Origin of the sequence: Planctomyces sp. SH-PL14, from assembly GCF_001610835.1 — a bacterium.
In the GTDB taxonomy this organism is placed as follows: domain Bacteria; phylum Planctomycetota; class Planctomycetia; order Planctomycetales; family Planctomycetaceae; genus Planctomyces_A.
This window is the reverse complement of record NZ_CP011270.1, coordinates 3,463,115-3,481,304: the sequence shown is the minus strand read 5'-3', so window position 1 is coordinate 3,481,304 and position 18,190 is coordinate 3,463,115. Positions and strand designations below refer to the sequence as shown.

The window sequence follows — 18,190 nt, the reverse complement described above, 5'->3', positions numbered from 1 at the left end:
CGGACACTCCAGGTTCTGCGACGGAACCGGGAGCGGCGGGCCTCCATCGGGAAACCTCTTCATAGCATGTCAAGCCGTGTCTCCAGCCTGGGCGCAACGCTCGTCGAGCGTGGATTCCTCGCCCAGCCGGTCCTCGAGGCCGCCCTCCAGAAGGCCTCCGCGCAGGAGGTCTCTCCCTTTCTCCAGGGGCTCGTCCGTGAAGGGCATCTCACGCACTTCCAGGAGAAGGCGATCGAGCGGCAGCAGATCGATTCGCTCTGCTTCGGCCCGTACCTGATTCTCGACATCCTGGGCCGCGGCGGGATGAGCGTGATCTTCCGCGCCCGGCACCGGCACATGGACCGGCTGGTGGCGCTCAAGGTCATCTCGCCGGACATCGAGAAGGATCCGATCGCCATCCAGCGGTTCTGGCGGGAGGTGCGGATCATCGCCCAGCTCGACCACCCCAACATCGTCAAGGCGTTCGACGCCGGGGACGAAGGGGGGAAGATGTACCTGGCGATGGAGCTGGTCCGGGGGGTCAACTGCAGCCAGCTCATCAAGGACCGCGGCCCGCTCAAGCCGCAGGTGGCCCTCAAGATCCTCGGGCAGGCGGCCCTGGGGCTCGATTACGCCCACACCTCGGGGATCGTCCACCGGGACGTCAAGCCGTCGAACATCCTCATCAGCGACAAGGGGATGGTGAAGGTGCTGGACCTGGGCCTCGCGCTCCTGAGCGCCCCGACCTCCTCGGCGGTCCAGAACACCGACCTGACCCGCACCGGGATCGTGATGGGGACGGTGGACTACATCGCTCCCGAGCAGGCCCGCGGGCGGCGGGATCTCGACGGCCGGGCCGACATCTACAGCCTGGGCTGCACGCTCTTCTATCTCATCACCGGAACCCGCCCCTACAGCGGCGCGAACCCGATCGAGATCATCCTGCAGCATACGACCGCGCCCGTTCCGAAGTTCGAGGCGGCCGGCGTCACGGTCCCGCCCCCCGTTCAGGAGCTGCTCGACCGGATGATGGTCAAGGATCCGGAGCAGCGGCTGGGGTCGATGTCGGAGGTCGTGGCGGCGATCACGGCGCTCCGCGGAAAGCTCGACCGAAAGGAGGCGGGGGTGGTGGTCACGGCCGGGAAGCGGAGCGCACCCGATCCGCAGCTGGAGGAGCTGGCGACGCAGGTGGAAGTCACGCAGGTTCAGCGGAAGCGGAAGGAGCCGAGCCGTTCGTCCGAGTCGGGGCCCCCGGTTTCCGGCAACGCGGACTTGGGAGTCGATTCCGGAGCGGCCGAGGAGGTGGACGAGGGACCTCGTCCCAAGTCGGATTCGCTGCCGACGTTCATGGAGGTCCCGACGAGAAAGAAGAAGCGGGCCGTCGTCGCCGCCCCATCGCGGTGGCCCTCGCCGGCCGTGCTGTACTCGTCCGCCGCGGCGTTGACCGCCGTGGCGATCCTGAGTTTTGTCATCAGCAGCGTCCTGCGGTCGCCCGGCCCGGGGGCGGCCCGGCCCCAGGCGGCCGCGAGCGAGACGCCGGCCGCTCCGACGACGGGGCAGGTCCGTCTCGACCTGCAGGGGGATCTGCAGGGGGTCGAGCTGCTGGTCGACAGTGCGCCGCATGCCGTGCAGCGGTCGGTGAGCCTTGCGCTTCCGCCGGGGCGGCACGAGGTCGTGGTTCGCCGCGGAGGGAAGGAGGTCCGGCAGCACAGCCTGAACATCCAGGCGGGGCAGACCCTATCGATTCTGCTCGATGTTTCGGACGGGCAGCGGAGTGTCGAGCAGATCAAGATCCGGTAACTCGTGTCCTTGCCGGCACGACTCGATAGCTCAAACCCAACGTGCTACGGCAGCCGGGGTCAAGGGGGCAACCCCTTGCCGCCGGAGGCGCTTCCATGAGGAACCGTGAGACACAACGGACGTCCTCTTTGTGGGACCGGCGTTGAGGACTCCCCGCTCGCTCTGGACTCCCCGCGGGTTGATATAGGGGCATCCGGCACGGTGTCCGCGTTTGGACACACCCTCGTTCAGACATCTCCCGACGGCCAGGCCTCCGGCGGGCAAAGGGGCGTTGCCCCTCTGCACTCCCCACCAGGGGTGACCCCCTGGACCCCGGTGCTTAGGTTCCCAGACTGGTTGAGTCTGCGGCCAATCCTGCCAGAACCACTGCCCCCGTCACGCCGGCCTTATCGCCAAGCTGCGATCGCTCAACACGGATCGTCTCCAGCGGGATCACACCGACAATCCGCCGCTCCATCTCGGACCGGACATTATCGACCAGCAAGGCCCCCATCTCGGCCACGCCCCCTCCCAGCACGATCAGTTCGGGATGGAGCACCATCACGATATTGGCCACCGCGATCCCGACGTACTTTGCCGCCCGCAGGATGGCCTCGTGGATGCTGGGGTCCTTCTCGGCCGCCTGGGCCATCGTCTTGGTGTTGACCCGGTCGGAGTCCCCTTCAACGAGATCGTAAAGCGTCGGAGCCCGGCCGATCCGCATCAGCCGCACCCCTTCGGCCGAGATCGAGGGGCCGCTGGCCAGGACTTCGAGGCAGCCGTGGTTGCCGCAGCCGCACTGCGGGCCGTCCGGGAGCATCGTCTGGTGGCCGATCTCGCCGGCCGCTCCCAGGGTGCCAAGGCGGAGCTGACCGTCGATCACGACTCCGCCGCCGATTCCGGTGCCGAGGGCCATGAAGACCATGGAGATGTCCTGCGCCCCTTTGCCGTGGCCGAACTTCAGCTCCGCCAGGGTGGCGGTGCGGACGTCGTTGAGGATCCGGACGGGGCAGCCCATGCGGGTGGTGAGCAGGTCGGCGACGGGGATGTTCCGCCAGTGGGATTCGAGGTTGGGGAGGAAGCGGGTGATCCCTTTGTGGATGTCGACGAGGCCGGGGACGCCGACGCCGATGCCGGCGATTTTGACCTGGTGTTTTTCGGCCAGTTGCTGGAGGTGGTCGCCGATGCGTTCGATGGTCCGTTCGGGGCCGCGGTGGGATTCGGTGGGGATGGAGCCTTCGGTGAGGAAGCTCCCTTCGCGATGGGCGAGGGCGATTTTGACGCTGGTTCCACCCAGGTCCACTCCGGCCAGCACGTTGGTCATTATTGGTTCCTTATCGGCGTTCATCGCGGTGTTGTGGCCGTCTCCGTGCGGCAGGGGAGAAGGATCGTTGTCGGCGGTCTGTGACGCAATGACTGTTGAGCAAGAACACCGCCACCCCACTGGAAATCACCGGGTCCAGGGGCACCCTGGTCAGGGGGTGCAGGGGGCAGAATGCCCTTTGCCCGCCGGAGGCCTGGCCGTCGAGAGATGTCTAAAGGAGGGTGTGTCCAAACGCGGACAACGTGCCGTATGCCCCCTCACCAACCCGCGGCGATTGCATAGCGAGCGTTGAGGACTCACCGTCGGCTCCACAAAGCGGACGTCCGTTGCTTACCACGGTTCCTCATGGAAGCGCCTCCGGCGGCAAGGGGGTGAGACCCCCTTGTCCCCAGCGGCCGTCGCACATCGGGTTTGAGCTATGAGAGTCGTGCCGGCAAGTGCGCTCTATTGCGCCGTCCAGCCGCCGTCGATCGTGATCGTCTGACCGGTGACGTTCCTCGCCAGCGGACTGATCAGGTACTCCACCGCCGCCGCAATCTCCTCCACCGTGATGAACGTGTGCTTCGGCATCGGCGCGAGCATGATTTTCTGAATCACCTCCTCCTCCGGAATCCCACGCGTCTTCGCCTGGGCCGCAATCTGCGCCTCGACCAGAGGAGTCCGCACATAAGCCGGACAGATCGTGTTGCTCGTGATGTCGTGCCCGGCCGTCTCCAGCGCCAGGACCTTCGATAGTCCCAGCAGCGCATGCTTCGCCGCCGTATAGGCCGACTTGAAAGGGGACGCGATCAGCGAATGAATCGACCCGATATGAACCACCCGCCCGAACCCGCGAGCCCGCATGCCGGGAAGCAGCGCCCGCGTGAGCAGGAACGGACCGGTGAGCAGGACATCGATCAGCAGATCCCACTTCTCTTCCGGAAACTCCTCAACCCCCGCCACATGCTGCAGCCCGGCATTGTTGACGACGACATCGACCGGCTGATCGCCCAGATCCACGACCAGCTGCCGAATGCTGTCGGAGGAGGTGACGTTGAGCGCATACCCGTCAGCCTTCCCCCCGTGCCCACGGATCTGCGAGACGACGTCGTCCGTCGCCTCCTTCCGCAGGTCGGTCGCGACGATCGTGTGCCCCTGCCGGGCGAGGTACAGCGCCATGCCGCGGCCCAGGCCGCCGCCGGCGCCGGTGATCAGGATCGTTCGAGCAATCGTCATGAGCGAGACGCCTCGATAGAGGACGAGGTGGAAGAAGCGGGGTCGCGGGGAACATACCCGTCGCGCAACGTCCGACGCAGGAGCTTGTTCGAAGCGGTCCGCGGCAGCACATCCAGACAGACGAGATCGTGAATCTTGAACAGCGGATTCAGGTCGCTGCGGAGGGCCTGCTGCAGCGAGTCCAGCAGTTCCTTCGGACGATCGCGCAGCGCGGGTTCGACGACGGCGAAGACGATGAGCCGGCTCGGCCCGCCGTCCGGCGAGACCGCGACGGCGGCGATGTCGTCGACACCGGGGACCGTCTGCAGGACCTGCTCGATCTCCACCGAGCTGATCTTGATGCCGCTCAGGTTCATCGTGTCGTCCGCGCGGCCGAGCACCCGCCAGTGACTCGGCCCCAGCCGCTCGACCATGTCCCCGTGCCGGCGGAGCAACTGCCCCTCGGGGCCAGCCGGGACGTCGGCGTAGTAGACGTCGTGATGGTCCTTGTTGAGGAGCGTCGTCGAGATGCCGATCGACGGGGGGACAAGAAACAGTTCGCCAAGGAAGGCGCTGCGGCCCTCTTCATCGAGGATCTCGAGATCGAGTCCCAGGGCCGGCGTGTTGAACGTTCCGGCGAGGCAGGGGCGGGCGATCGTGTTCGTGATGTAGCCGCCGCCGATCTCCGTCCCGCCGCAATACTCGATCACGGGCTTGTCCCCCGCGAGGTCCATCAGCCACCGCATGTCCTCGACGACCGAGCATTCCCCCGTGGAGCTGAAGAGCTGGATCGAGCTCCAGTCGAGTCCCTCCAGGCATCCGGAGTTTCGCCAGGCTTTCACGAGCGTCGGGACGACGCCGAGCAGCGTGGCCCGCGAGTCCTGGACGAAGCGACCGAACTCCCGGCTTGTCGGCGAGCCGCAGTAGAGGCCGATCGCGGCCCGGTTCAGCAGGCTGGCGAAGATCAGCCAGGGGCCCATCATCCAGCCGAGGCTCGTCGGCCAGATCACGACGTCTCCCGGATGGACATCGTGGTGAAAGTGCGCGTCCGCGCCGCACTTGATCGGGGTTGTCTGCGTCCAGGGAATCGCCTTCGGTTCGCCGGTCGTTCCAGACGAGAACAGGACGTTGACGAGGTCGTCCGGGCCGCGCATCACCGTGGGGAAGGTTGCGGTGTCGGAGAGGAATTCGGACCAGCTGAGGTCCCCCTCGCGGAGGGGAACGCGGACCGCGTCGTCCGCTGGGAGGACGATCGCACGCGGCGCGTCGGCTTCCTGGACCGTCGCATAGAGCGGTGAGGTCTTTCCGCCGCGGACGAGGACGTCCTGGGTGAAGACTCCGGCGGCGCCCGCAATCCGGAGCCGGGCCGCGATCTCCCGCGGGCGAAAGCTTTCCGGGATGCCCACCACCGCGCAGCCCGCTTTGATGATCCCGAGGTAGATCGCGACCGACTCCGCCGTCATCGGGAGGATCGTGGCGATGGCGTCCCCGGGGCGGAATCCGTGCTGCGTCAGGCTGGCGGCGACGCGATTGGTCAGAGCCTCCAGCTCACCGTAGGTCATCGTCTGGAGCGGTTTCCCTTCCGCCTGGTGGACGATCGCCGGGGCGGCGGGGTCCGCCTGAAAGCAACTGTCGACGATGTTGTACCGGGCTCCGGAGAGCCACCGCGGGTGTTCGACTCCTTGGGGCGTTTCGAGCACGCTTGTGAACGGCTGGTCGAACTTCAAGCCCAGCCGCTCGATCGCGAGACGCCAGTAGTCGGCTCGGTTCTTCGTCGACCATTTGTGCAGATCGCCGTAGGACGCGGCGCCGGCCTGCCGCATGAGCCAGGTCAGGTTGGCCGCGGCCAGCCTTTCGGACGAAGCGAACCAGGGTTGGTCGACTGGCGTTGAACAGTCGGAGCGGGAACCGGAACCAGTCATGCGAATCTCCCTCGATCAGAGCCATTCACTCGGGAATATTCGGGAACGTCAACGGTAGTGGACGCGGAGGCATCAGGGTTGTTCGACGACGACGGCGCAGCCCTGGCCCCCTCCGACGCACAGAGTCGCGAGTCCCTTCTTCGGTCGACGATGGGCGAGGTGGACGATGAGCCGGGCGCCGGAGGCACCGATCGGGTGTCCAAGGGCGATCGCTCCGCCGTCCGGGTTGACGCGGTCGTCCGAGAGCTCCAGTTCTTTCGCGCAGGCGACGGCTTGCGCGGCGAAGGCTTCGTTGAGCTCGACGTGGTCGAACTCCGCGGGTGAGCGGGAGACCTTGCGCGTGGCGTAGACCGGGCCCATCCCCATCAGCGCCGGGTCGCAGCCGACCGAGGCGGTGGCGGTGATGACGGCGAGCGGCGTCAGATCGTGAGCCTGTCCCCATTCGGGATCGCAAACGACGAGCATGGCGGCGCCGTCGTTGATGCCCGAGGCGTTGCCGGCGGTGACCGTACCGTCGGGTTTGAAGGAGGGCCGGAGTTTGGCGAGGCCGGCGGCGTTCGTTTCGGGGCGGGGGGGCTCGTCGCGGTCGAGGCCGTCGATGGCCGCGATCTCATCGCGGTAGCGGCCCTGGGCGAGGGCTTCGGCGTAGCGCTGCTGGCTGCGGGCGGCGAACTCGTCCTGCTGTTCGCGGGAGACAGCATATTGTGCCGCGATGCGTTCTCCGATGAGGCCCATCGCTTCGCCGCTGAAGGCATCGGTCAGGCCGTCGCGCTGGATGGAATCGATCAGGGTGCCGTCTCCGAACTTCCATCCGGAGCGGGCTCCATTCAGGAGGAATGGGGCGTTGGACATGGATTCTGTTCCGCCGCAGAGGACGACGCGGGCGGTTCTGGCCCGGATCGCTTGGACCGCCAGGATGACCGCCTGCATGCCGGAAGCGCACATCATGTTGACGGTGAAGGCGGGAACCTCGATGGGGATTCCGGAGTGGATTCCGATCTGGCGGGCGACGTTCATGCCGAGGCCGGCCCCCAAGACGTTGCCGACGATGACCGATTCGATGTGTTGGGGTTCAATCGTGGCGAGGGCGGCTTTGGCGGCGGCGACGCCGAGGTCGACGGCGGTCTTTTTGGCGAGGGCGCCGAGGAAGCGTCCCTGGGGAGTTCGTTTGGCGGAGACGATCCAGACGCGGTCTGACATGGTTTCGCTTGGGAGTGAGGCCCTGAACTGTCATCACGGAGGGGCGGCCACGTGGTTGGAGGGTAGTCAATGTGTGTCTTAGCGTCGCTGGCCCGGCGGGTGCGTTCGCTGGATGGTGGTCGGGCAAGGGCGAACGGATGATCCAGCGTGCAGCCCAACCGGGGTCCAGGGGGTCACCCCTGGTGGGGGATGCAAGGGGGCAACGCCTCCTTGCCCGCCGGAGGCCCGTCTCGTCTCGAACTTTCTGAAGGAGCGAGTGTCCAAGCGCGGACAACGTGCCGGATGCCCCCTCAACAACCCGCGGGGTCACCAAGCGAGGGAGGAATACTCAACGCCGGTCCCACAAATCGGTCGTCCGTTGTGTCCCACGGTTCCTCAACGAAAATGCCTCCGGCGGCAAGGGGGTGAGACCCAACGCCGTTCGCGACTCTGTCTCGGAACTGGCGTTAACTGTGGGATTGCAAAAGACTTCGAGCCTCGTCATCGGTTGTGTTGTTCTACGACACAGGCCCGATGCACGGAGGCTCGAAGATGGCTTGGAAGCCACAGCGGCGATCGTATCGTCACGAATTCATTGAGGCGATCGCCACGGTCTTTCCCCCACAGTGGTTCAGCCGGTTCTCTTCGCACGGCAACACCGGCTGGACCCCGCTGAAGATCTTCTGGGTCTCCACCATCATGAGCTGGCAGCCCCAGGTGACCCTCCGCGAGCAGTTCGATGCCGCCTGCGACATCCTCCGCGAAGTCTTTCCCGCCTGGACCATCGGCGACTCGCTCTCCGGGTTCCTGGCCGCCCGCGTTCGTGGTCTCCCCCGGATGCGAGATCCGATCCTCCTGCGCCTGCGACAGTTCGTCGCCGAGCATCTGGACGACTGGCGAGTCCGGGGATGGGCGGTCTTCGGCGTCGATGGCTCCCGCTTCGAAGCCCCTCGCACGACGCCCAACGAACAGGCCTTGGGCTGCGCCGGCAAGGAGGGGACCACGCCGCAGGTCTTCCAGACGACACTCCTGCACATCGGAACCGGCTTGCCATGGGACTTCCGTCTGGGGCCGGGGACACAGAGCGAGCGGCGACAGCTGGACGACATGCGGGACAACCTGCCGCCCCGCTCCCTGCTGACCGCCGACGCCGGCTTCATCAGTTTTGAGCTGTGCCGCTGGCTCACCCGGAACCGGCACGACTTCGTCCTGCGGGTGGGAGGAAACATCCGGCTCCTGACCGGCCTGGACGGTCCTGACTTGGATTGGGCGGTCGAGACCGAAGGCCAGACGGTCTCGCTGTGGCCCACCCGCTGCCGCGACCAGCCGCCCGTCGTGTTGCGACTGATCGTCGTTCGCGACGATCAGAAACGACCGGTCTCGCTGGTCACGAACATCCACGACGAGAGGGCGCTGTCCGACGAGGACGCCGCCGAGATCTACCGGCTCCGCTGGGGCCTGGAGCTGCACTATCGCTCGCTCAAGCAGACGCTCTGCCATCAGACGCTGCGGAGCCGCACGCCGGAGGGCGCGCTGGCGGAGCAGACCTGGCATGTCCTGGCGAGTTGGCTACTGCAACTGCTGACGGCTCGGGAACTGATCGCCTCGGGATCGCATCCGGCGAACTGGTCTGCCGCCAAAGCTCGGGACGCCGTCCGCCGTCTGCTTCGTCGAGTCGTCCACGGCCGCCCCGTCCGCCGCATGCCGTCCTTGCGGGACCAGCTTTGTCAGGCCGTGGTGGACAGGGACGGTCGAGTCGGCCCGAAACAGATCCGCCGGTGGCCGAGACCGAAGCAGGACAGGCCGCCCGGCCCCCCGAAAATCCAACCGGCCACCCGAGAAGATCTCCAACAACTCCAACGACTTCGGACCACGTTACAAGCCCGATCATGAACAGCATTGGGTGAGACCCCCTTGACCCCGGCTGCCGTCGCACGTTGGGTTTGAGCTGTCGGCGTCGTGCCGGCGAGGACGGGGTTGAGATACCGGAATCGTCCTCGGTCCTTACCGCCATTCGGCAAATGCACCAGAGACGAACTGGTGTCCAGCTCGTCTCTGGTGGCTGTCGCACGATCGGTTGTACAAAGACTGTCCGTCCGACGAGAACGCGGCACGAACAACTCCTTATAAGCAGGTCAGAACGCGATCTTGGTTCGCTCCTACTTCGAATCCGTCTTCCTCACCGGCCGCGGAGGCATCGGCCCCGCCGACGCGCCGTCGCGGAAGGAGATCCAGGAGGCGGTCGCGTGGATTGCGGTGTTCGAGCAGGACTACCGCCTCCACCTGGCCGGAACGCCCCCCGCTCTCCATCTGCCCGCCCTGACCTGGGCCGTCGGGCAGTTCTACCGGGCGTCGCAGTGCTTCGCTCACCGCCATCTCGGCGAGGAGGTGGTCTCCCGCGATCTGGCGGAGAATGCTCCGATGCCTTCGGGGGGCCCGCCGGCGACCCTGGTCCCGATTCTCTATTCCGTCGACCTCGTCTTCCGGTTCCTGCCCGACCTGTACCGTCTCGCCAAGGCGGCCTCGGAAGGGGATCCGCTGGGGCAGGTTCTCCTTCGCTGGGGACGGGCGTGGCCGCTCTCTTCGGTCGGGATGCCGCTGGACTCGATTGGCTCGATCGAACCGATTGTTCACGATCCCTGTCTGAGAAGTCTGTACGTTGACCGGATCGTCTCGGCCGGCGACCGTTCGCGGCTGGTGGACGCGCGGATCCGGGAGGCGATTCGCATTGCCGGCGGGGCTCACCCGGAACTCGTCTCGCACCTCCCACTGGAATCCCCGGAACACACCGCCCAAGAACCTACCAAGGAGCCGGTTCCCGATGTCCGATGAAACCGAACGGCGGCTGGCGATTGCCCGGCGGCTGGTGGAGAGCGTCTTGGCCCCGATGAAGTCGGAGTTCGTCGGGAAGGATGAGATCATCGACCTGATGGGGGTCTGTCTCGCCGGCGGAGAGCACCTGTTCCTGCTCGGGCCGCCGGGGACCGCCAAGAGTGCGCTCGTCCACCGGCTGGGCCAGCGGCTGCATGGGCGGGTCTTCGACTACCTGCTGACGCGGTTCACCGAACCCAACGAGCTGTTCGGGCCGTTCGATATCCGCAAGCTCCGGGACGGCGACCTGGTGACGAACACCGAGGGGATGCTGCCCGAAGCCTCGCTGGTCTTTCTCGACGAGCTGCTCAACGCCAACAGCGCCATCCTCAACAGTCTGCTGATGGTCTTGAACGAGCGGGTCTTCCGCCGCGGGCGTGAGACCCGCAAGCTGCCGCTCCTGATGGCGATCGGGGCGAGCAATCATCTTCCCGAGGAGGACGCGCTCAAGGCGCTCTTCGACCGGTTCCTCGTCCGGGTTCCGTGCGACAACGTTCCTCAGGAACAGCTTCACGATGTCCTGCATGCCGGCTGGAACCTCGATGCGCATCCTGTTGCCGAGGAGACGCTGATCTCGGCCGATGACATCCGGGAGCTTCAGGCGCTGGTGCGGCTCGTGAATGTCGCGGAGGTCCGGCCGTGCTACGTGGAGCTGGTCCACCGGCTGCGGCATGCCGGGATCCCGATCTCGGACCGGCGGGCCGTGAAGTATCAGCGGCTTATTGCCGCGAGCGCCGTCATGTGCGGCCGGACCGATGCCCAGCCGTCGGACGTGTGGGTCCTCAAGCACACGTGGGACACCGACGAGCAGCGGGAAGTCATCGCGGCGCTCGTCCAGCAGTCGATCGAGCAGCACTCACAGGACGCTCCCGGTCCGCGGCATCGGCTCTCGCATTCCAACAGCGCTCCCGATGCGGAGGCGCTCGCGCGGGATCTCGACCGGATCGCCAGTCGCGTGGCGCAGGAGAACGTGGCGGAGGCGGACCGGTCCTACCTGCGGGACCAGCTCGGTGTCCTGGCGGGACGGACGGAGTGGGTCACGGATGCGGCGCTCCGCGAGCAGCTCGGCGGCCGCGTGAAGGACCTGTGGGCCAAGTTTGGAGTCGAGACGTGAAGGCGACATGGGCCCTGCGGATCGATCGCGCCGCGCTCCCCGCGTTGGGGGGGTGCCGGCTCGTTCCCGGTGTTGAGGTCGCCGAAGTCGAGGGTGTGCTCTGGCTCTGCGGTGTCGACCTGCCGGACGCGGATCGTCTGAAGTTTCTCGCTCTTCCGAACGCGGTGCGGTTCGACATCGGGCCGGACGGCGCGTTGCGTCCCGAGGGGAACCTTCTCAGCGCCGGCACGTTGCCGGCGGCGAAGTGGATCGCCCTCCGCGATGCGGTCCCGGTCGAACTTCCGGTCAGCGCGTTTTCCGGGACGCGGCTGCGGCCGGCGACGCTCCGCTGCGAGCGGTCGGACGTTGAGACGACTCCGAACGCGGCACTCTTTTCGTGGGCCGATTGGTCCCGGTACGCCGTTGGGGCGCCGCGGGTGCGGCTTGAGCGGTGGCGGTTCGCGCGGGATGGGGGCGATCGGGTTTTCGTTTGCGGCACGCCGCTTCCCCCGTTGCCGTCCGCTCCGTACGTGGAGCAGGACGGCATTGCGCTCCCGGCTGGCTGGCGGCTCATCCCCCGGCTCCCCTCGGCGGCGGTTGCTCGACTTCTGGATCTCGCTCCGAGGGACGTCGCGCTCTTTGCTCCGGACGGAGCGTGGGAACGCCTGCGCGGTGAGGACTTCGCCGCCGCCTCCCGCGCTGCGATCCGGCTCTCAGGCGATCACGCCGTGGGCCGGGAGGAGGGGCGATGAGCGACGTCAGCGCGGAAACGCTCCGTTATCTCGCCCCCAGCGAAGACGCCTTCTGGCGCTGGGCGGGCGAGCCGGATGCCATTGAATGGACCGGCGGCGGAACGATCGCCTTTCGCCAGGAGATCCAGGCGGTCCTGCGTCCCTTCGAGTCTCGCGGCTTCCCGCCTCTCGACATGGTTGTGCTGGCGCTGGCCGCCTGCCGCGAGACGTGGCCCAGCGACTCCGGACAGCTCGTCGAGCTGGAGCGGGCGCTCTCGCTGCGGCTGCGGACGATCGCCGGGAAGTGGCACGATGACGCGGTTCGTCAGCTCGGGAAGGTCTACCAGCTTCCGGCGGCGCTGCGGACGTCGCTGGCCGGGAAGGTGAGCCTGATCGAGACCGTTCTCGAACGGCATCCGGTGCGGACGACGTCGGAGCAGGCCCGGGAGATTCTGGCGCTGCTTGACTCGGCCGGGTGGATGCGGGCCCACGAGTCGCCGAGCCCGCTCCTCAAGAGCATCGGGCAGTGGAGCATCGAGCTTCGCGGCCTGTGCGACGGCCTCCGCCGCGTCGACGAGGAGACGATCCGGCAGCGGCTGCGGACCGGGCTCGACCGCGTGCCGCGGCCTCTTCCGACCGAGGAAGTCGAGCCGGAGGAGCCCGCCGAGACCCCGACCGTGACGCGGCTGATCGAGGAGCTGCTGAAGGTCGACGAGTTCGCCGGACTGATGCGGCTGGCGAAGAATCTCACCGCCGTCGTCTCGCTCCCGCGGCCGCTTGCGGAGCCCGAGGAGCTGCCGCTCGGCGGTGTCTCGGACATCTCGAACCGCGGTCCACTCGACCGGCTGCTCCTCAGCGAGCTCGCGCACGACGACGACACGCTGATGACCCGCATCGCGCTGAACGAGGCGCTGTACCTTCGCCGGGAAACGCCCCCCACGCATCCGCCCCGCGACCGGATCCTGCTCCTCGACAGCGGCCTGCGGATGTGGGGCGTGCCGCGGGTCTACGTCACCGCGGCCGCCCTGGCGCTCGCCGCGATGGCTGAGCGGGACGGGACGGCGCGGGTCTTCCGGGCCGCGGGGGACAAGCTGGTTCCGGTCGACCTCACGACCCGGGCCGGCCTCGAGGAGCATCTCGCGGCGCTCGACCCGCGGCTCCATCCGGGCTCGGCGTTGCCGGAAGTCGCGAAGCTCCCGGCGTCCGCCGAGGCGGAGGTCATTGTCCTGACCAGCGAGGAGGTCCACGCCGACCACGCCTTCCGCCGCGCGCTCGCCGAGCAGCTCCCGGTCTGTTACGCGGGGCTCGTGACGCGGGAGGGGGACTTTCAACTGCTCTCCCGCTCGCTCCGCGGTATCCGGACCCTTCGCCACGCCCGGCTCGACCTGTCGGTGCTGTTCGAGTCCCGCGGCAGTCAGCCCGCTCCCAAGCTCCTCGACGACGACCACGGCGCCGCGCTCCCGGCGATCCTCCGGCTTGCCGAGTTCCCCCTGCGTCTGCCGTCGGACCTGGCGAACTGGCGGAACCTGATCCCCCTCTCCGAGGGAGATGACGCCCCGCGGCGGTACGCGATCCTCACTGGCGACCAGCGGCTCCTGTTCTGGGAACGGGAACCAAACGGCGCGCGGCGGTTCGGCGGGCGGGAGGTGACGCGGCGGATGCCCCCCGGCGACCTGGTGTGGTGGCAGTACAATTCCGGCTCGACCATCCTCCAGATGGTCGTGGGACGGGCCCGGCACGCGGAGCTGTCGTACCTCGAAGTCCACGTCGGCCAGGGAGCCCTCGACAACATCGTCAGGCTCCAGCTTCCGATCGAAACTGTCCTCGGCGTCGCCTGGCACCACGGCCTGCTCTCCCTCCGCTACGCCGACGTCGACCTCGTCCATCCGGGGAACGGAAAGATTCTCCATACGTCCAAGGTTCCGCCGGGAGCGACCTGGAAGCACGGCCGGTTCTACAAGTCGCCGGAGGGGTGGGACGTCGCGTCCGCGATGGCGGGACGCGTCGTCTGGGACCGGATTCCGTTGTCCCCCGCCAGTCCGGTCGGCCGGTCGGCCTGCCTGTTCGACTCTCCGGCCCGCGGCGGGCTCGTCGGTGTCTGTTCGACGGGGGAGGTCCTGCTCCATGTGCCGGACGAGAAGGGGCGATTCCAGCCGCTGGGTAAGATCTCGCTCCCTCTCTCCCACGACACGCGGATCGAAGCGGCCAATCCGGACGGATCCCTCGTGGTCCTCAATCCCGGGGCCTCGCTCAACGCCCGGCGGTACGTCCTGCGGCTCAGCGATCCGCTCCAGTGCCACGAGGTGCAGATGGGCCGCCCGGACAAGCAGGCCCGCGATCCCTACAAGATCCTCAACGACGGATACTGGCGACAGATTCCGCAGCGGACGCTCTACAAGCGGTACCGCTCGATCGGCGTCTCCGAGGGACGGCTGGCGCTCGTCTCCGTCAAGGGGCACAGCATGGTCTTCATGCCCCCCCTGCTCGCCCCCTCGCAGCTTCACATGCAGCGGGCGAGTGCCGGCTTCGATTCCGGGAACCAGCGCCCCTTTGAGACCGATCGAACCCCCGCGGGATCCGGGTTCACGCTCTCGGAGGCCCGCTGGCCGGACGGCAGCACCGCCACGCTCGATTCCCGCGGCCTGCTGCACTGCCGGTCGTCGGATGCCGGCATTCCCGAGTTCACCCTGGTCCTCAGCGAGTCCCGCGTCTCCGGCTGGTGCGCGGACGGGCGACGGTGGGGGGACGAATACTTCCTCGGCCCGAACGTCCAGACCGTGACCGATCACGACATCCTGCAGAGCCTGCTGCGTCCCTTTCTGCGTTCCCTGACATGACCCCGCTTCAACTCCACATCGTCCTGGCCGATCGGGTCCAGCGTGCCGCCGCCGCGGTTCTGCTGCCGGGGGATGATGCGGGTGTGTGGCTCGACCGACTCGACCGCGCGGGGGTGCCGCTCGACGCCGTCGAGTTTCTTCTGCTGCCGGTCTCCCGGGCCGATCGGCAGGTCCGCGCGGCGCTCGCGGTTCTTCCTGAGGGGACGTCCTTTCCCGACGGTCTCCCCGGTCCGCGATACGGCCGCGCGGCGGACCACGTCTGGGTTCCCGTCGAGAGCCGGATTGAGCCGCCCGTGGCCGATGGCGAATGGGCCGGGCTCCTTCCGGAGCAAGCAGCCGCGCTCGTCTGGCATCCGGCCCTGGGGCTGACCCGCATCGAGCGGGAGGAGCGGCTTCGCGCCCGCGATCTGGTCCGCGCCCCCCAGCCGCGGGAGGCCGACTGGTCCCGCGCGGTGCCGGCCCTTCCGGTTCAGGCCCGGCTGCATTCAATCGAGATCGCGGTCCCGCCGACGCTGGACGACATCCTCGGCAAGAACGGCGGCGACATCGGCCAGAACGGGAATGACCTCGAAAAGCTCCCCGGCCGGTCACTCCTCCCGGACCTGCGGCCCCTCGTGGCGTTGCCGGCCCTCGCGCTGACTGCGCTGGCGCGGCTCATCGGCAAGGGACTGCAGGCCGCTGCCGGAGCCGCGGGAGGGATGGCGGGAAAGGGGGCCGGAGGCGTTGGCGGCGCGGGAGGGATGGGACTGGGGGGCGGGTTCCTCGGCCGGATGCTGCAGAAGCTGGGGCAGGGGATCGGCGGGATGGCGGTCTCGGCGGCGGCGGCGGCCGCGATGCTGACGCCGCGGATCCTTTCGGAACGGGCCAAGGCGATCCAGCGGCTCCTCCGGAAGTTCGACGTCGATCCGGACGATGCCCTGCGGTTCTCGATCCCGATGACCGGCGACCTCGGTCGGGGGATCGCGCCGCCGGGCTTCGCCCTGTTCTCCCACCTCGTCGACTTCGCCCTCGGAGGGTTGAGCAGCGGGGGGCCCGTCGACGTCTGGAACATCCCCTTCGACCTCCAGGCGGCGCTGATGGCCAAGTACCGCGCCGCCGCCGAGCGCGAGATCCGGCTCGGCCGCTACCGCCGCGCCGCCTACATCTTCTCCCGGCTCCTGGGGGACGACCTGAGCGCCGCCGGGGCGCTGGAGAACGGAAAGTTCCATCGCGAGGCGGCGGTCCTCTATCGCGACAAGCTCAACCGGCCGATCGATGCCGCCCGTTGCCTGGAGCGGGGCGGGCACCTGCGGGAAGCGATCGAGATCTACCGGGAGCAGAAGCGGCACGTCGAGGCGGGGGACCTGTTCGCGCGGCTGGACGAACCCGACGAAGCCGAAACGGAGTACCGGGTCGCCGTAACGGAGTGCCGGGTCCGTCTGGACTTCCTCGGGGCGGCGCATCTGCTCGACGAGAAGGTTCACGTTCGCGATGAAGCGCTGCAGACCCTGGAGGCGGGCTGGCCCGGTTCGGCTCAGGCGGAGAAGTGCCTCCGGCAATCGCTCGACTGGCTGGCCGAGATGGGCCGTCACGACACGGCGGGGCGTCTGGTGGCTTCTCTGTCGGACGAAAGCCTGCCGCTCACGGCCCAGGCGATCGTTCTCCAGCGGATCCCCGACACCGCCCTCCAGTACCCCGATCCCTCCGTTCAGGCGGCCGCGAAGGAGAGCGTCCAGGTCGTCGCCGCCCGCGCCCTCGAAACCCGCTTTGGAGACGTCGACGCCGCGCTGCGCGCCGTGGAGCGACTCGTTCCCTCGGACCGGCTCCTGGGACGGGATTGCCGCCGGTTCCGGCCCACCGCGAAGAAGCGAACCGAACCGCTCGACGCCCGATCGTCCGCATCGCCGTTCCAGCGGCAGCGGGTCATCCCCCTGCGGCCGGGGGTGGAGTGGCAGGTTCTCAAGGGGACGATGACCCACTACTTCGTCGCCGGGTGGATGGAGACCGACAAGAACTCGGTCCTGCTCTTCCAGCACGGACGGTGGGACTCTTCTGCGGCCGCGGATTCGGTGGAATGGCACTTCCCCCCGGGAACGGGACAGGGCCAGCGGATTCTGATGACCGTGGAGGAGGTGACGCAGTTGCGCGTGCACCTGACCTACTGCGGCGGGATACACGATCCCCCGATTCTCCGCCCGGCGCAGCTGGCCGATTTCCGCGTCGAAACGCCCGGCTGGTTCGCGAAGGTCGGCGACCTGGCGGTCGACTCCTTTGCGCGCTTAACGTGGTCGCTCGGTGGTCAGTCGGAGATCCGCGTGTGCGATGGATACGGCCATGGAGTTCCAGTTCTCACCCGGAAGCTGGACTGGCGCGTCGAAGACTTCGGCCGGATCGTCAAGCATACCGCGATCACCGTTCGGGAGTCCGGAGCCTACGTCAGCCACGGACGGCTTCTCTACGCGATCCGGTGGTTCGGCCCGAGTGCGACCGCGGTGATGGAACAGGAGTCCTTCGAACTCCCCGCTCCGATTACGCAGATCACCGGCACCGTGCCGCACACGGTCCCGCGACTCGCCGCGCTCTGGGCCGATGGCGCGCGGCTGTTCGACCTGAAGCCGCGCGAAGCGGTCCGTCCCCGTCCGCTGGAACTGGGGCTGTCGGATCCTGTCGGCGTCTTTCTCCGGGACGGCCGCCTCATCCTGTGGACCAGGACCGCAGGGGGCGGCGAGTTCGTGCCGCTCTCAATCTCCGACGACAGCTACAAGGTGGGGAGCCGGGGAACCGTCGCGTTTTCCCCGGTCGCCATGATCCACACCAACCGGCCGAACGAGTTCGCCTGCTGCACGCCGCAGGGACTCAAGCTCTGGACGGTCCGGGAGTAACGGGTCTGATTCCGGTGCCTCAGAGCACGTCCTTGCCGGCCCGACTGTGCTCGCTCAGACCCAACATGCCACGGCCGCCGGGGTCAAGGGGGTCTCACCCCCTTGCCGCCGGAGGCGCTTCGATGAGGAACCGTGGTACACAACGGATGTCCGCTTTGCGGTAACGGCGTTGAGGACTCACGGCTCGCTTCGAAATCCCCGCGGGTTGGTGAGGGGGCATACGACACCTTGTCCGCGCTTGGACACATACTCCTTCAGACATCTCTCGACGGCCAGGCCTCCGGCGGGCAAAGGGGCGTTGCCCCTCTGCACTCCCCACCAGGGGCGAGCCCCTGGACCCCGGTTGATCTTCCATCGGCACAACTGACCACCATCCCGCGAACGCACCCGTACTCTCAGTAATCTTCGGCCACCTATTGA

Annotated in this window: 11 protein-coding genes; 7 read left to right on the top strand and 4 right to left on the bottom strand. The window is 67.7% G+C overall.

Annotated features, from left to right (window positions below; all coding sequences use genetic code 11):
• Nucleotides 1-66 precede the first annotated feature (66 nt).
• Nucleotides 67-1,779 carry a serine/threonine protein kinase gene (locus VT03_RS13595; RefSeq protein WP_075093476.1) on the top strand — a complete coding sequence of 571 codons (1,713 nt, stop codon included), beginning with the start codon at nucleotides 67-69 and terminating at the stop codon, nucleotides 1,777-1,779.
• A 319-nt stretch (nucleotides 1,780-2,098) separates the two neighbouring features.
• On the opposite strand, the gene VT03_RS13590 is transcribed toward VT03_RS13595, so the two are convergent.
• From VT03_RS13590 to VT03_RS13575, 4 genes are all read right to left on the bottom strand, one after another.
• Nucleotides 2,099-3,082 (bottom strand): ROK family protein, encoded by a 984-nt coding sequence (locus VT03_RS13590; protein WP_197489321.1) that lies wholly within the window; start codon nucleotides 3,080-3,082, stop codon nucleotides 2,099-2,101.
• Between the two features lie 444 nt (nucleotides 3,083-3,526).
• Nucleotides 3,527-4,297 (bottom strand): 3-hydroxybutyrate dehydrogenase, encoded by a 771-nt coding sequence (locus VT03_RS13585; RefSeq protein WP_075093474.1) that lies wholly within the window; start codon nucleotides 4,295-4,297, stop codon nucleotides 3,527-3,529.
• A complete protein-coding gene (locus VT03_RS13580) occupies nucleotides 4,294-6,198 on the bottom strand; it encodes an AMP-binding protein (RefSeq protein ID WP_082846183.1) in 1,905 nt (634 codons plus the stop codon). Before VT03_RS13580 ends, VT03_RS13585 begins: the two co-directional genes overlap by 4 nt.
• A gap of 72 nt (nucleotides 6,199-6,270) precedes the next feature.
• Nucleotides 6,271-7,398, bottom strand: coding sequence for an acetyl-CoA C-acyltransferase (locus VT03_RS13575; protein WP_075093472.1), 1,128 nt, complete (start codon nucleotides 7,396-7,398; stop codon nucleotides 6,271-6,273).
• 531 nt (nucleotides 7,399-7,929) lie between these two features.
• Between VT03_RS13575 and VT03_RS13570 the strand changes: the two genes are divergently transcribed.
• From VT03_RS13570 to VT03_RS13545, 6 genes are all read left to right on the top strand, one after another.
• Nucleotides 7,930-9,270 (top strand): IS4 family transposase, encoded by a 1,341-nt coding sequence (locus VT03_RS13570; RefSeq protein ID WP_255378414.1) that lies wholly within the window; start codon nucleotides 7,930-7,932, stop codon nucleotides 9,268-9,270.
• Between the two features lie 255 nt (nucleotides 9,271-9,525).
• Nucleotides 9,526-10,209 carry a hypothetical protein gene (locus VT03_RS13565; protein ID WP_075093470.1) on the top strand — a complete coding sequence of 228 codons (684 nt, stop codon included), beginning with the start codon at nucleotides 9,526-9,528 and terminating at the stop codon, nucleotides 10,207-10,209.
• On the top strand, nucleotides 10,199-11,362 hold the full coding sequence (locus VT03_RS13560) for an AAA family ATPase (RefSeq protein ID WP_075093469.1): 1,164 nt from the start codon (nucleotides 10,199-10,201) through the stop codon (nucleotides 11,360-11,362). Before VT03_RS13565 ends, VT03_RS13560 begins: the two co-directional genes overlap by 11 nt.
• Nucleotides 11,359-12,093 carry a hypothetical protein gene (locus VT03_RS13555; RefSeq protein ID WP_075093468.1) on the top strand — a complete coding sequence of 245 codons (735 nt, stop codon included), beginning with the start codon at nucleotides 11,359-11,361 and terminating at the stop codon, nucleotides 12,091-12,093. Before VT03_RS13560 ends, VT03_RS13555 begins: the two co-directional genes overlap by 4 nt.
• Nucleotides 12,090-14,909, top strand: a complete 2,820-nt coding sequence (locus tag VT03_RS13550) for a hypothetical protein (RefSeq protein WP_075093467.1) — start codon at nucleotides 12,090-12,092, stop codon at nucleotides 14,907-14,909. The genes VT03_RS13555 and VT03_RS13550 overlap by 4 nt, the downstream gene beginning before the upstream one ends.
• Nucleotides 14,906-17,770, top strand: coding sequence for a hypothetical protein (locus VT03_RS13545; RefSeq protein ID WP_075093466.1), 2,865 nt, complete (start codon nucleotides 14,906-14,908; stop codon nucleotides 17,768-17,770). Before VT03_RS13550 ends, VT03_RS13545 begins: the two co-directional genes overlap by 4 nt.
• Nucleotides 17,771-18,190: the final 420 nt, after the last annotated feature.

Bases quoted from the DNA above. Each gene is read 5' to 3' on its own strand.
- VT03_RS13585 (WP_075093474.1), bottom strand. From the start codon at position 4,297: ATGACGATTGCTCGAACGATCCTGATCACCGGCGCCGGCGGCGGCCTG.
- VT03_RS13560 (WP_075093469.1), top strand. From the start codon at position 10,199: ATGTCCGATGAAACCGAACGGCGGCTGGCGATTGCCCGGCGGCTGGTG.
- VT03_RS13580 (WP_082846183.1), bottom strand. From the start codon at position 6,198: ATGACTGGTTCCGGTTCCCGCTCCGACTGTTCAACGCCAGTCGACCAA.
- VT03_RS13595 (WP_075093476.1), top strand. From the start codon at position 67: ATGTCAAGCCGTGTCTCCAGCCTGGGCGCAACGCTCGTCGAGCGTGGA.
- VT03_RS13575 (WP_075093472.1), bottom strand. From the start codon at position 7,398: ATGTCAGACCGCGTCTGGATCGTCTCCGCCAAACGAACTCCCCAGGGA.
- VT03_RS13570 (WP_255378414.1), top strand. From the start codon at position 7,930: ATGGCTTGGAAGCCACAGCGGCGATCGTATCGTCACGAATTCATTGAG.
- VT03_RS13545 (WP_075093466.1), top strand. From the start codon at position 14,906: ATGACCCCGCTTCAACTCCACATCGTCCTGGCCGATCGGGTCCAGCGT.
- VT03_RS13590 (WP_197489321.1), bottom strand. From the start codon at position 3,082: ATGACCAACGTGCTGGCCGGAGTGGACCTGGGTGGAACCAGCGTCAAA.
- VT03_RS13550 (WP_075093467.1), top strand. From the start codon at position 12,090: ATGAGCGACGTCAGCGCGGAAACGCTCCGTTATCTCGCCCCCAGCGAA.